Source organism: Dinoroseobacter shibae DFL 12 = DSM 16493, assembly GCF_000018145.1.
In the GTDB taxonomy this organism is placed as follows: domain Bacteria; phylum Pseudomonadota; class Alphaproteobacteria; order Rhodobacterales; family Rhodobacteraceae; genus Dinoroseobacter; species Dinoroseobacter shibae.
In genome coordinates this window covers 106,569-119,625 of the sequence record NC_009955.1, presented here as the reverse complement: position 1 = coordinate 119,625, position 13,057 = coordinate 106,569, and the positions used below count along the sequence as shown (strand labels likewise).

At 61.2% G+C, this 13,057-nt stretch carries 12 protein-coding genes, 2 pseudogenes and 1 other annotated feature; of the genes and pseudogenes, 10 read left to right on the top strand and 4 right to left on the bottom strand.

The genetic code is table 11. From position 1 onward, the window contains the following. The first annotated feature begins 106 nt into the window (after positions 1-106). Positions 107-700 carry a UbiX family flavin prenyltransferase gene (locus tag DSHI_RS18765; protein ID WP_012187093.1) on the top strand — a complete coding sequence of 198 codons (594 nt, stop codon included), beginning with the start codon at positions 107-109 and terminating at the stop codon, positions 698-700. Here the strand turns inward: DSHI_RS18765 and DSHI_RS18760 are convergent. Next, positions 681-1,157: a TIGR02444 family protein gene (locus DSHI_RS18760; protein WP_012187094.1), complete on the bottom strand. Its 477-nt coding sequence runs from the start codon at positions 1,155-1,157 to the stop codon at positions 681-683. The genes DSHI_RS18765 and DSHI_RS18760 overlap by 20 nt on opposite strands. A 183-nt stretch (positions 1,158-1,340) precedes the next feature. On the opposite strand from DSHI_RS18760, the gene DSHI_RS18755 reads away from it, so the two are divergent. The 4 genes from DSHI_RS18755 to DSHI_RS18740 all read left to right on the top strand — a co-directional run bounded on the left by DSHI_RS18755 (position 1,341) and on the right by DSHI_RS18740 (position 5,016). After that, positions 1,341-2,099, top strand: coding sequence for an SDR family NAD(P)-dependent oxidoreductase (locus tag DSHI_RS18755; protein ID WP_012187095.1), 759 nt, complete (start codon positions 1,341-1,343; stop codon positions 2,097-2,099). Between the two features lie 43 nt (positions 2,100-2,142). Next, entirely contained in the window at positions 2,143-3,123 is a 981-nt protein-coding gene (locus DSHI_RS18750) for a TRAP transporter substrate-binding protein (protein ID WP_012187096.1), read from the top strand. 61 nt (positions 3,124-3,184) lie between these two features. Beyond that, positions 3,185-3,754, top strand: a complete 570-nt coding sequence (locus DSHI_RS18745; RefSeq protein ID WP_012187097.1) for a TRAP transporter small permease — start codon at positions 3,185-3,187, stop codon at positions 3,752-3,754. Next, positions 3,754-5,016, top strand: coding sequence for a TRAP transporter large permease (locus DSHI_RS18740; RefSeq protein ID WP_012187098.1), 1,263 nt, complete (start codon positions 3,754-3,756; stop codon positions 5,014-5,016). Before DSHI_RS18745 ends, DSHI_RS18740 begins: the two co-directional genes overlap by 1 nt. Before the next feature lies 1 nt (position 5,017). Here DSHI_RS18740 and DSHI_RS18735 read toward each other — a convergent pair whose 3' ends face one another. Further along, a complete protein-coding gene (locus DSHI_RS18735; RefSeq protein ID WP_162017732.1) occupies positions 5,018-5,815 on the bottom strand; it encodes an AraC family transcriptional regulator in 798 nt (265 codons plus the stop codon). A 184-nt stretch (positions 5,816-5,999) separates the two neighbouring features. Here DSHI_RS18735 and DSHI_RS18730 point away from each other — a divergent pair. The 4 genes and pseudogenes from DSHI_RS18730 to DSHI_RS18710 form a co-directional block, all read left to right on the top strand. After that, a pseudogene (locus DSHI_RS18730) lies at positions 6,000-6,179 on the top strand (transposase); the annotation flags it as partial. 41 nt (positions 6,180-6,220) lie between these two features. Beyond that, positions 6,221-7,455 (top strand): IS3-like element ISDsh1 family transposase gene (locus tag DSHI_RS18720; RefSeq protein WP_076612098.1). Its coding sequence is split into 2 segments (ribosomal slippage): positions 6,221-6,515 and positions 6,515-7,455, totalling 1,236 coding nucleotides; the frame shifts between segments, so codons are not numbered across the junction. Next, positions 6,508-6,624 (top strand) — a sequence feature (AL1L pseudoknot). (Overlaps the previous gene by 117 nt.) Before the next feature lie 44 nt (positions 7,456-7,499). Further along, positions 7,500-8,650: pseudogene (locus tag DSHI_RS18715) on the top strand (IS1380 family transposase); the annotation flags it as partial. A 319-nt stretch (positions 8,651-8,969) separates the two neighbouring features. Further along, positions 8,970-9,809: a sterol desaturase family protein gene (locus DSHI_RS18710; RefSeq protein WP_012187101.1), complete on the top strand. Its 840-nt coding sequence runs from the start codon at positions 8,970-8,972 to the stop codon at positions 9,807-9,809. Between the two features lie 520 nt (positions 9,810-10,329). On the opposite strand, the gene DSHI_RS18705 is transcribed toward DSHI_RS18710, so the two are convergent. Both DSHI_RS18705 and DSHI_RS18700 read right to left on the bottom strand, forming a co-directional pair. Then, entirely contained in the window at positions 10,330-11,529 is a 1,200-nt protein-coding gene (locus tag DSHI_RS18705; protein WP_012187102.1) for an IS91 family transposase, read from the bottom strand. Positions 11,530-11,541: 12 nt separating this feature from the next. After that, on the bottom strand, positions 11,542-12,429 hold the full coding sequence (locus DSHI_RS18700; RefSeq protein WP_012187103.1) for a tyrosine-type recombinase/integrase: 888 nt from the start codon (positions 12,427-12,429) through the stop codon (positions 11,542-11,544). Positions 12,430-12,837: 408 nt separating this feature from the next. Here DSHI_RS18700 and DSHI_RS22425 point away from each other — a divergent pair, with 408 nt between their 5' ends. Continuing rightward, positions 12,838-12,984 carry an antitoxin PaaA2 family protein gene (locus DSHI_RS22425; protein ID WP_153218031.1) on the top strand — a complete coding sequence of 49 codons (147 nt, stop codon included), beginning with the start codon at positions 12,838-12,840 and terminating at the stop codon, positions 12,982-12,984. The last annotated feature ends 73 nt before the right edge of the window (positions 12,985-13,057 follow it).

Here is a 13,057-nt window from a genome sequence, read left to right as displayed (position 1 = left end):
GGGGCCATATAGGGCGTCGTGATCCCCCGTATCACGACGCCTTTCTTGCTTTCGACGCTCCCGGACGCCACGCAGGGTCAAGCAGGGTCAAGGGAGGATCATCGACATGGTTTCGTCAGCGCCGCGCCTGATCGTCGGAATATCCGGAGCTTCGGGTGTCATCTATGGCATCCGGCTGCTTGAGATTCTGCGCGACATGCCCGTCGAGACGCATCTGGTGATGTCCCGCTCTGCCGAGATCACCATCGCACACGAAACCGACCGCAAGATTGCCGACATAAAGGCGCTGGCCGATGTCTGGTACAAGCAGGAGGACATCGGCGCGGCGATATCCAGCGGCTCGTTCAAGACGCTTGGGATGGTCGTGGCACCCTGCACCATAAGGTCCGCATCCGAGATCGCGGGTGGCGTGACCTCGACGCTGCTGACGCGGGCCGCGGATGTGGTGCTGAAGGAACGGCGCAGGCTGGTGCTGATGGTGCGCGAGACGCCGCTGCATCTGGGCCACCTGCGAACCCTGACGACCCTTGCCGAAATCGGCGCGGTGATCGCGCCGCCGGTGCCGGCCTTCTACGCCAACCCCGCCTCGCTGGCCGAGATGATCGACCACAGCGTCGGGCGCGTGCTGGACCAGTTCGACCTTGATACCGGCACGGTGCGGCGCTGGAAGGATGGCGACGTCAAAGGCACAGCTCGATAAGCCGGTTCACCTGCGGCGCGCGGGCCACACCGACCGCCGCCAGATTGGCCGCCATACGTGCCGCAACCGGCCGCGCATCGCGATCAGGCGCCAGCGAACCGTCGTGGATCAGCCGGAACAGCATGTCCTGCTCCATCCGTTCCGCCTCGATTTCCCAGGTCTTGACGGCGTCCCGCAGGCGGTCGCGCGCCGCCGTGTCCTCAACATCGCGATCCTTCAGCCAGCGGCGCACGCCACGCATCGGCACCACGACCGAACCGTGCCAGTCGCGCACTGCGGCCACGCAATTTTCGGCGTCGTCCGGGCCGAGGCTGCGGCCCTCCTGTGCGAGCCACAGCGCGAACAGCACGAGGTTCACATCCGCGCCACGTTCATCCTGAAGCGACAGGCAAATTTCCGGCACACCCTTGCGGCCATATCTGTCCAGCGAATATTGCCAGAAAGCGTGATCGGACATAAGACGTCGCCGCCTCCGGTGCATTTGCGTCTGTCCCATAGGATGGCGCACGCGCCCGGGATCGGCAATCCAGGATCCCGGATGTGCCATAGCGGTTCATGATAGACATATTAAGTATTGATTAATGTTCTTTAACACTTTCGGTCCGTAGTTTGCCGGAAGCTCATGCGAAAGGAGCGGCAGATGCCTCGGCTTGACGGAAAAGTTGCGATTATCACAGGGGCGGCCCAAGGCATCGGTGCCGTCTATGCTCAGGCGCTTGCGGATGAAGGCGCCAAGGTGATGATCGCCGACATTCTCGACGGAAACCCCACCGCATCACGGATCTCGGCCCAGGGCGGCACCGCGGACTTCATGCAGACCGATGTCAGCGACGAAAGCAGCGTTGCGGCGATGGTCGACGCAACCGTCGCGAAATGGGGCGGCGTTGATATTCTGATAAACAACGCGGCCATCTGGGCCTCGCTGCGCGCCAAGCCGTTCGAGGACATCTCGCCCGAGGAATGGGACAAGCTGATGGCGGTCAACGTCAAGGGCCCGTTCCTGTGCGCCCGCGCCGTCGTGCCGCATATGCGGGCCGGGAAATACGGACGCATCGTCAACATCGCGTCGGGCACCGCCTACAAGGGCACACCGAATTTCCTGCATTACGTCACCTCGAAAGGCGCCGTGATCGCCATGACCCGCGCCCTGGCGCGCGAAGTGGGCGAGGACGGGATCACCGTCAACACGCTGGCCCCCGGCCTGGTGCTGTCCGAACAGGTCGTCGCCAGCCCCGAGCTCTTGGAAAAGCTGAGTGCGCCGGTGATGGCCAGCCGGGCGATCAAGCGCGATCAACTGCCCCAAGACCTCGTCGGCCCGCTGCTGTTCCTGGTCTCGGACGATGCCGCATTCATGACCGGCGAAGTCACCGTGATCGACGGCGGCTCTGTCATGCACTGAGCATGCCCACAGCATCTGAAATGAATTCTGGAGGAGGAAGACAATGACTTTCAACCGCTTTTCAAAAGCAGCCCTGACGGCCCTGACACTGGGCCTTTCGAGCGCCGGCATCGCCGAGGCCAAGGATTTCCGACTGGGCACGATCGTGCCGTCGGGCCATGCCTGGAACGAGGCCGCACGCGCCTTTGCCGCGGATCTTGCCGAGGCATCGGGCGGCGCGCACAGCGTCGAGGTTTTCCCCGCCGGCCAATTGGGCAGCGAGGAACAGATGGTCCAGCAGTTGCAGACCGGCGCTCTGGATTTCGCCTTTCTGACCATTGCCGACGTGTCAAACCGTATCCCGGCCTTCGGCGCGCTCTACACGCCGTTCCTTGTCGAGGACACGGGCGAAGCGGCCAAGATACTCAAGGGCGACACCACGCAGGCATTGCTCGACCGGCTTCCGCAGGAGATGGGCGTCGTCGGCATCGGCTACGGTCTGGCCGCCATGCGGCAGATGATGGCGACCGCGCCGGTCGAGAACCTCGGCGATCTCGAAGGCCTGAAGATGCGGATCACACCGTTCAAGCCGTTCCGCGATTTCTACGACCTGCTGGGAATTGCGCCCACGCCAATGCCGTTGCCCGATGTCTACGACGCGCTGGCCAACGGCCAGGTGGACGCAATGGACATCGACGCCGAGCTGGTCGTCAACTTCAAGTTCTACGAACGCGCCGATCATCTTCTGCTGACCAACCACGCGATGTTCCCGATGGTCGGGCTGGTGTCCGGCCGCGTCTGGGCGGAACTCTCCGATGAGGACAAGCAGATGGTCCGCGAACACATGCGTGCGGCCCTGTCCGATCTGATGGATCACTACGTCGAGGCCGAACCGAAGCTGATCGCACAGATCGAAGAGACCGGCATCGAAGTGCGCAAGGTTGACCCGGCGTTTTTCGGCGATGTCACGTCACGCTGGGAAGAAGTCTGGGCCGATCAGAAAGACGTGATCGACGCGCTGCGCGCCGAAGCGGCTGCATTCTGAACCGCAATCTGGTAGAAGGCCGGTCGGGGTAAACTTCCGACCGGTCGATAGGACAGGCGTCATGGAAATACTGCGTAAATTGAGTACCGGCATCGCCCGGATCGAAGTGTTGATCGGCGCCGCGCTCGGTGCGGTCACGACGGCGCTGATCCTGCTCAACGTTGTCACCCGCAGCTTTGCCAAGGCGCTGTTCTGGGTAGACGAGGCGGCGATAACCTCGATGGTTTGGATGACCTTCCTCGGCGCTTCGGCGGCAATCCACCATCGCCAGAGCGTCGCCGTCACCTTTGTGCCGGACATGCTGCGCGGCCCTGTGGCGCGCGCACTCCTGATCGCAACGGATCTGGCCGTGCTGGTGTTCTTTTGCGTCCTGTTCGCCTTGGCCTGGAACTGGTTCGATCCCATCACGCTGGCCCGGCATGGCTTCGATACCGGCGCGTTTTCCGGTGCGACCTTCAATTTCATCTACTCCGAGGTCAGCACCACGCTGGGCGTGCCGAAATTCTGGCTCTGGCTGATCGTACCGATTTTTGCCTTCGGCGCGTCCGTTCATGCGCTGAACAACCTGGCTCAGACCGCTTACGGCGGCCCCGAAACCGGCCCGCTGGGGTCCGATAGGGAGGTCGCGTAATGGTTCCGCTTTCCTTCGGCCTGCTGCTGTTTGCCGGCGTGCCCATCGCGCTGGTGCTGGCGATCACCGCGATGATCTACATCTGGGCCAGCGGCAACGACGTGCTGTTCCTGTCCTATCCGCAACAATTGTATGGCGGGCTGGAGAAATACGGGCTGCTGGCGATCCCGCTCTTCATGCTGGTGGGCGAGCTGATGAACGAGGGCGGCATCACCAAGCGTCTGGTCAAATTTGCCAGCGTCTTTGTCGGGTCGCTGCGCGGCGGGCTGGCCTACATCAACCTTGTCGCCAACATGTTCATGGCCGCCATCATTGGCTCGACCAACGCGCAGATCGCGGTGATGGGCCATGTGATGGTGCCCGAGATGGTCAAGCGTGGCTATGACCGGAACTTCGCCGCCGCCGTGACCGCGGCGGGCGGGCTGATGTCGCCGATCATTCCGCCGTCGATGCTCTTCGTGATCTACGGCGTTCTGGCGCAGATCAGCATCGGCGATATGTTCATCGCCGGGATCATTCCCGGCCTGCTGATGGGAGCCGCGTTCATCCTTGTCGTCGTGGTCCTGGGCTTTTTCTACACCTACCCCACGGAAGCGAAGCTGTCGCGCGGCATGGCGGTATCGCACATCCTGCGGGCGCTCCCGTCGCTGTCCATCCCGGTGGTCATCATCGGCGGGATCGCGGGGGGCATCGCCACCCCGACCGAATCCGCCGCGGTCGCGTCGGTCGCCGCGATCATCGTCGGCTGGGCTTTCCACCGCGAGTTCGATCCCTCGCACATTCCGGGCATGTTGGTGCGCCTGCTGGCCAGTTCGTCGATGGTGCTGTTCCTGGTCGCCACAGCCAACGTGTTCGGCTGGATCATCGTCTACGAGAAGATACCGCAGAACCTGGCCGCCTATCTGGTGACGCTGACCGAGAACCCGATCGTGTTCATGCTGCTGCTCAACGTGATGCTGTTGCTGGTGGGCACCGTGATCGACGCCATCGCGGCGCTGATCCTGGTGGTGCCGATCATGCTGCCGATCGCCATGCTGAGCTACGGGATCGACCCGTTCCATTTCGGTGTCGCCGTCTGCCTCAACCTCGTGATCGGCCTCTTGACCCCGCCGGTCGGCACCGCGCTATACGTGACCGCACAGGTGTCGAACTGCAAACCGATGAGCATCATGAAACCGCTCGCGCCTTTCCTTCTGGCGGCGCTGGTGATCCTTTTGCTGGTCTCGGTCTGGCCCGCGCTGACGCTGGTGTTGATCGACTGAATCAGCCGATGTCGTGCAGGGACCGTTTGAATTTTGCCGGCGACACGCCGGTGTGATACCGGAAGAACCGATTGAAATTCCCCGGCGAACTGAAGCCGAGATCGGCCGCGACATCCTGCGCGCTGGCCCGGTCGGCCAATGCCGATACCGCGGCCTCGATCCTGATCGCGTTTCCATAGATGCCCGGCCCGACGCCGACGGTATCCTTGAACAATACGTTGAAGCGCGATCGTGACAGACCGACGCTACGGGCCAATGCGTCCAGATCGTATTGTTGGTCAGGATTGTCCTGCATCTGCTCGACCGCCCGCCGTATTCGGAAATCGACAAAACCCTGCGCGGCCTTGCGCCCGGCATTTTCGGCCCGCACGAAATGGGTCATCAGCGCCACGATCACGTCCTCGGCCCGTTCGTTGCGGCCCTCCAGTGCGTGGATAAGATCACGCAATTCACGCGCCAACCCTTGCGCGCGTTCGTCAACCCGGATCGACGGGCGTTCAAAGAAACCCGGCAGGCCGCAGCCATCGAACAGGTCGCTGGCCCGGCGCAGCCAGCCGGGATTGATGTACAGCGCGAGATAGGACGATATCGCAGCCGTGTCAGTCGGCGTATAGTGATGCTCTTGCCACGGGTTGACCACCACGGCGCGGTCCGCTGTCAGCGGAACGGTCTGGCCATCGACGACAAAAACCTGGTCGGGGCCACCGAGTTTGATGATCAGATGGGTCTGCGCATGGGCATGGGCGGTCAGCCGATCCTTGAGCGACAACAGCGCCGCCCGGCCAAAACGCCCGGCCAAGATCTCGGCGCCCTCTGTCAGGTCCATCGAATGCTTCATCGCGCAAGGTTAGGCCAATTGGCACCTGCTTTCCTAGCCCGAATAATTCATGAAGATGTGGTGAGGATGGCATAAGCTTTCGAAAGCAGGTATTTTTCGGTTGTTGAAGCCAGAAATTTCAGTTTTCAAGGCAGGCTCCCTCACCATGATTCAGTCTAGCTCCACCACACCCGCTTTGTCACCCTTGAACGGCAAACCCATCCTGCTCAATTTTGACGGCGCGGAGATGAGCTCCGATGCCGGTCTGACGCTCTTGCGAGAGGTCGAACGCCGGGCCGATCTGGCGGGTCTGGTTGCGTCTTGCCTCACGGATCTGAATCGCCCCGAGTTTGTCGGAGACCATCAACTTAAGTAAGGATGATGGTTATGACAAAAAGCAAAATGGCAAATCGCTACTCGCCAGAGGTCCGCGCGCGTGCGGTCCGGATGGTGTTCGAGCATCAAGGTTCCTACGAAACGCAGGCGGGCGCGATAGCGGCCATCGCACCCAAGATCGGCTGCATTCCCCAGACTTTGCGCGAATGGGTCAAACAGGCTGAGAAGGACAGCGGCATCCGTGATGGCGTGACAACCGAGGAACGCGACCGGATCAAGACCCTCGAACGCGAGAACCGGGAACTGCGCCAGGCGAACGAGATCCTGCGCAAGGCATCAGCTTATTTTGCGCAGGCGGAACTCGACCGCCCACTGAAGCGATGATCGCCTTCATTGAGGATCAGCGCGTTGTTTACGGTGTCGAGTCGATCTGCAGGGTGCTGCCGATCGCGCCGTCAACATTCTATCACCACCTGGCGTGCCTCGCTGATCCGTCCAAAGCTTCGGCCCGGCATCAGCGGGATACGGAGCTGCGCCCGGAGATCAAACGTGTCTGGGATGAGAATTATCAGGTCTACGGGGTCCGTAAGGCATGGCATCAGCTGAAGCGCGAGGGCTTTGAGCTGGCGCGCTGCACGGTGGAGCGGCTGATGAAACATATCGGCATCCGTGGGGCTGTGCGCGGCAAGGTGGTCAAAACAACCGTCCCTGACACGTCAGCGCCTTGTCCGCGTGACAAGGTGAACCGCGTGTTCCGGGCACCAGCCCCGAACCTCCTCTGGGTCAGCGATTTTACCTACGTGTCGACATGGCAGGGCTTTGTCTATGTTGCCTTCGTCATCGACACGTTTGCAGATCGCATCGTCGGCTGGCGGGTCTCACGGTCGGCCAAAACAGACTTTGTTCTCGATGCTCTTGAACAGGCCCTGCATGATCGACGGCCGGTCCAAAAGAGCGGCTTGGTCCACCACTCGGATCGTGGCGGGCAATATTTATCCATTCGCTATACCGAGCGTCTGGCCGAAGCTGGCATCGAGCCATCGGTCGGCAGCGTCGGGGATTCCTATGACAACGCCCTCGCAGAAACGATCAATGGTCTATACAAAACCGAGCTGGTCCATCGTCAAGGACCGTGGCGCAATATGCAGGATCTGGAAATGGCGACACTCGGCTGGGTCGATTGGTTCAACAACCGGCGCCTGCTTGGACCCATCGGAAACATCCCGCCAGCAGAGGCTGAAGACAACTTCTATGCATACCGCGAAGTGCTCGATATGGTCGCGTGAAATGAAGCTATAGGTCTCCGGTAAAACCGGGGCGATTCAATCTGCGTGAGCCGGGCAAGGTGCAGCACAGCCTGAAAGACATCATCCGGTTCCGGATCATGATGATCGCGGTCGGATATGAGGACGGCAACGATGCCGCCGATCTGCGCGATGATCCGGCGTTCAAGCTCGCTCTCGAGCGTGATCCCGAGACCGGGGCGGCGCTGTGCTCACAACCCACGATCTCGCGGATGGAAAACCTGGCCAACAGGCGGGCGCTCATCCGGATGGCGCATGAGATGGTGCGGTCCTATTGCGCTTCCTTTGCGCGTGCGCCCCGACAGATCGTGCTGGATATCGACGACACTTTCGATTCCGTTCACGGCCACCAGCAGCTGCGCTTGTTCAATGCCCACTATGACGAATACGGTTTCCAGCCTATCGTGGTCTTTGATGGTGACGGGCGTCTTGTAGGCGCCGTGCTGCGGGCAAAGAAAGCGCAGGCCATATCCGGCGACTGATCCGGGCGATCCGCCGCCATTGGCCCACGACCGGGATCCTGCTGCTGGCCGACAGCCACTACGGCACCCCGGAGGTTCTGGACCTGTGCGACAGCCTCGGGCTGCGTTTCGTGTTCGGCTTGTCGAAAAATGCACACCTGCGGGAGCATGTGCAAACCCTGGAGGCCTCCACGGCAGAACGCTATGTGCGCAAGGGCCAGAAACTTCGCCGTTTCAAGACATTCTCCTACGCGGCACGGTCGTGGTCGAAAACCCGTCGCGTCATTGCCCGGGTCGAGGTGGGCCCCTTGGGACGCGACACCCGCTTCATCGTGACCAATCTGATGGGCTCGCGTGGCACGCATCTCTACGAAAAGCTCTACTCCGCGCGCGGCCAGGCCGAGAACCACATCAAGGGCTGGAAGAGCCATCTCGCCTCCGACCGCACGTCCTGCTCGAAGGCCAGCGCCAATCAGATGCGGCTCATGCTGCACGGGTGCGCCTACTGGCTGTGGTGGACATTGCGGGCGGTCTGTCCGAAACGCTCCCCGTGGCGGAAAGCCCAGTTCGACACGTTGCGACTGCACCTGGCCAAACTGGCCGCCACCATCGTCGAGAAGAAAACCCGGATCATAATAACGCTGCCAGCTTCGTGCCCGCGCCAGAGCCTCATCCGCCTTCTGTTCGACGAACTCGCACCGCCACACCCGACATGACGCAGACATCACGCCCCGCTCACCCTGAAACAGCAAACCGAAAGTCCCAGATGACACCGCCGTCCGCCGTGAAAGCCCGGACGCCGATTGCGCTCGCGCTCGTCATCGAATGCTCGCGCAAAACAGGGGCTTCCCGGCAATGACACCGGCGTCGTGAATTATTCGGGCTAGATGATTGCACCTACCCGGTCTGCAAACCTGTCCGTTCGTTCAAAAAAAGTTCCAGATGAGAATTTCCCACGCCCGGTGAGAACGACCGCGCCGGCGCTGCGGGATACACCGGAGGCCAATGCGAAATCAGCCATACCGGAGGACTGCCATGCCCCATTTCACCCAATCGCCCGAGCGTGACGCGCGCGAACAGGACCGCCAGCGCAAATACCGCAAGCAATTCGTTGCGGATACGCCGTCGTGGTATCACGGTCTTTATCATCTTGGATTCACTCTGGTCCTGACATTAGGCGCGCTGGCCTATTCCATCAGCCAATTGAACAATCCCGCACCGTGGGAATGGGCGTTGATCCCGATATTCGCTCTCGTCGGCAACCTGGCGGAATATTCGGCGCATCGCTGGATCATGCACAGGCCCGTGCCGGGGCTGAAGATGGTCTACAAGCGGCACTGCACCACGCATCACCAGTTCTTCACGCATCACGATCTTGGCTACAAGGGCCACAAGGAATGGCGGGCGCTGCTGTTCCCGCCGCTGGCGCCGGTCGCCTTCGTGCTGCTCTCGATTCCGCCGGCGCTGCTCGCCAATTGGCTGGTCTCATCCAACGCGGCCTACCTGATCGTCATTTCGATGTCCGGCTATTACCTGTTCTACGAATTCGTACATACGCTGTCGCATCTGGACGACGAAAAGAGCCCCTACCTGCGGCACGTGCCGCTGATCAACACCATACGGCGGATGCACTATATCCATCACGTTCTGGGATTGATGCAGACCAAGAATTTCAATCTCACCTTCCCGATCGGAGACTGGATTTTCGGGACAAGCGATCTTGACCGAGGGTTCTGGGGAACGATGTTCAACGGCGACAGCGACGCGCATCAGAAAAAGGACCTTCAATACGAAGATCTCGAGGTGCTGTTGCCCGGTGTCGACACGTCCACCGCGCGCACGGACCTGCAACCGGCAGCGGCGCGCGCCAAATAGCCACGGCAGAAATCGCGTCCAGTCCCCGTCGCTGACCACGAACAGTTCCGACCAGGACGGACGCTGAAATCTCTCACTCAACGAGCAAATAGTGTAGAACCAGACGTTCGCGCTTTCTGCGGTACCAGTCGCTGTGGGGCTCGAAGTGTGAATTCGCCGCAGCCCGCTCTAATGTCGGCAATGGTGAAGGTTTTCTGATGCGGGTCGCGGCGGAACGGTTCGCCCTCGTGCGGCAACGACCCGCGTTGGAAAACCTCCCAAGGAGGAAGCCGCGTGGGTCTTGGTGCGATCTATGGTAAAAGCGCACAGACAGTTGGGGCGACGGCTGGGTCATGCGTTCTGCTGAAGGCGCGCATGACGGCTGAGACGGTCACGTAAGCGGCCGAATATGCTGACACCGCTGTGCATATAGTGATGCTTGCCGTCGTTTTTCGCGCCGCAGAGCGATAATCGCATAGTGGCTGGGCCGGGTCTGCGGGGTGCAGCCGGTGGTGCTCCGTAGTGGATGACGGGCGATATGTCATGCGGCCTGCTCCCTCGGTGGGGCGCGCGACGTCGGTTTTTGCCCGCGACGGAAGATCTCGACGATGCGCATGGGACCGCCGCAACAGGGGCACGGTTCGCGCAGGGTGAGTGGGATGATCTCGGCTTCGGGTCCTGACACGGTGGCCTGGTCCGAACGCTGGACATACAGCAAGGCCCGGATCTTGGTGATGTTGGCCTTGCGGGTCGAACTGGCCAGCAGGCCGTAATGCCGGATGCGGTGGAACCCGTCGGGCAGGACATGGATCAGGAATCGGCGGATGAACTCGGGCGTTGTCAGCCGCATGACCTTTTGGCGATCGCCGGATTTGATGCGATAATCCTTCCAGCGGAACGCCACGGTATGGGCATCGGCGCTGACCAGGCGCGCGTTGGAGATGGCGACGCGGTGGGTATAGCGGCTGAGATAGGCCAGCACGGCCTCGGGTCCTCCGAAGGGCGGCTTGGCATAGACCACCCATCCGGACTTGCGGAATGGGCCGAGCCACTGCGCGAAGGCATCCGCCTGCGCCAGACGTTCGAGATCGCCATAGAAGGCGAGCTGCCCAGCGGCATGCAGGTCCATCAGCCCGTCCAGAAACAGGCGCCGGAACAACCGCGCCAGAACCCGCACATGCAAAAAGAACCCGGGGCGGCAGGCGACCCACTTCGTTCCATCGGGCGACAGGCCGCCGCCGGGGACGATCATATGGATATGCGGATGATGGGTCAGTGCCGAGCCCCAGGTGTGAAGGACGCTGGTCATGCCCACCCGCGCGCCCATTCTTTTGGGATCGGCCGCAATCGTCATCACCGTTTCGGCCGAGGCTTTGAACAGCAGCCCGTAGACCGCCTTCTTGTTCCAGTAGGCGATCTGCGCGATCTCGGCTGGCAGAGTGAAGACGACGTGGAAATATTCCACTGGCAGCAGGTCCTCGGCGCGCGCCTCCATCCAGTCGCGCGCGGCCGGTCCCTGGCACTTCGGGCAATGCCGGTTCTTGCAGGAATTATAAGCGATATGATGATGGCCGCATTTGGCACAGCCAGCCACATGCCCGCCAAGAGCCTCAGTTCGGCAGGCCTCGATCGCCGACATCACCTTGAGCTGTGAGAGGCTGACATGTCCCGCATTGGCCCGCCGCCACGCAGGACCATGGGCGCGAAAGATGTCAGCGATCTCCAGCTTCGGCCGGGTCACCCCGGCGCCCGGTCATTCCAGGCTTCGCTTCACGGTCTGATCCTGCAATCTGGCCAGCATCTCGTAGGGGCTGACAGTATCGCGGATCGTCTTGGTGGCCACATGGGTGTATCGCGCGGTGGTCGTCAGCTTGGCGTGGCCGAGCAGCACCTGAATCACACGCACATCGGTGTTGGCCTCCAGTAGATGGGTGGCAAAGCTGTGCCGCAACGTATGCAGTGTCGCGGGCTTCTTGACGCCGGCCATGTGCTTGGCCGAGGTGAAGGCACGGTTCAGCTGCCTTGGCGAGATCGGGTTGATCTTGGGCTTGCCTGGGAACAGCCAGCCTTCGGGGCGCGTCTCGCGCCACCAGGCACGCAGCAGCTCCAGCAATCCGGGTGACAGCATCACCTTGCGGTCCTTCTGACCCTTGCCCTGCTCGACATGGATCAGCATCCGGTCACTGTCGATATCGCCGATCTTGAGGTTGCAGACCTCAGCCGCCCGAAGCCCCGCACCATAGGAAATGCTGAGTGCTGCGCGATACTTCAGCCCCGGCCCCGGTGCCGCCATCAGGATGTCCGACACCTCCTCGACGCTGAAGACTACCGGCAGCTTCCGCGGTTCGGTGCGGAATTGCATGTAGCGCTTCATCTCTTCCCGCCCGCAGGTCATGCCGAAGAAGAACCTGAGCGCGACGATCCGCGTGTTGAAGGTCGATGGGGTGATCCCTGTGTCCGTCATATGGAGCTGATAGGCGCGCAAATCCTCCGGCGTCGCCGTATCGGGTGATCGCCCGAGGAACGCCGCGAAATCCTTGATCGCCCGGATATGGGACTTCTGCGCTTTGTCGCCCATTCCGCGGATGCGCATGTCTTCGATCATCCGCTGGCGCAGCGGGGTTACTCTCTCCTCTGTCATGGAAACCTCCTGTCTGATGATTGAGAAGGCCCCAATCGTCCGTCAGGTCAGTCCGATCGCAAAATGCGCAACGTTATGGACGCGTCACACCATCAGCCAAATGCGCCAATGCCGCGAAGCGGCTTCGTCCTAGGTGATAAGCGCGTCCGTGCGCGGATGGCTTGGTCGTTCCTCTAATATTGAGATATCAAGACTCTTATCGTTCGTGGAGCTTTGCTGTAACCTCCGATCATCTCGTAAATGGAGAACTCGAATTGAAACAGCCTTCAGATAGTAAACAGGCTTGCGACAAAGTCAATCTGTCCAAGGTCCATTCTCCCTACCGCCGATCTCGGGTCGCTCTGAGCGTTGCAGCTATGCCGAGAGACCTAGGCGAGCTTCTGGATAGGCGCCTCGAGGACCATCGCCGTGACCGGTGAGATGACGTCCCATGATGCCTGGTTTCGGTCCAAGGTGAAGGAGGCACTGAATGACCAGCAGGCCGCGACACCGCATTCCAACGTGATGAACCTTGTGCAGGCGGTGATTGATGAGAAGCGCCGCCAACAGTCTTGAACAGTGCGTTCTGTTCTTACCTGGTACCTTCGTGCGTTTCGGGGTGTTTTGGTGGGTTGCCGCCGCTTCTTCT

Excerpts from the sequence above, each read along its gene's own strand:
- DSHI_RS18765 (WP_012187093.1), top strand. The coding sequence starts at position 107 with ATGGTTTCGTCAGCGCCGCGCCTGATCGTCGGAATATCCGGAGCTTCG.
- DSHI_RS18760 (WP_012187094.1), bottom strand. The coding sequence starts at position 1,157 with ATGTCCGATCACGCTTTCTGGCAATATTCGCTGGACAGATATGGCCGC.
- DSHI_RS18755 (WP_012187095.1), top strand. The coding sequence starts at position 1,341 with ATGCCTCGGCTTGACGGAAAAGTTGCGATTATCACAGGGGCGGCCCAA.
- DSHI_RS18750 (WP_012187096.1), top strand. The coding sequence starts at position 2,143 with ATGACTTTCAACCGCTTTTCAAAAGCAGCCCTGACGGCCCTGACACTG.
- DSHI_RS18745 (WP_012187097.1), top strand. The coding sequence starts at position 3,185 with ATGGAAATACTGCGTAAATTGAGTACCGGCATCGCCCGGATCGAAGTG.
- DSHI_RS18740 (WP_012187098.1), top strand. The coding sequence starts at position 3,754 with ATGGTTCCGCTTTCCTTCGGCCTGCTGCTGTTTGCCGGCGTGCCCATC.
- DSHI_RS18710 (WP_012187101.1), top strand. The coding sequence starts at position 8,970 with ATGCCCCATTTCACCCAATCGCCCGAGCGTGACGCGCGCGAACAGGAC.
- DSHI_RS18700 (WP_012187103.1), bottom strand. The coding sequence starts at position 12,429 with ATGACAGAGGAGAGAGTAACCCCGCTGCGCCAGCGGATGATCGAAGAC.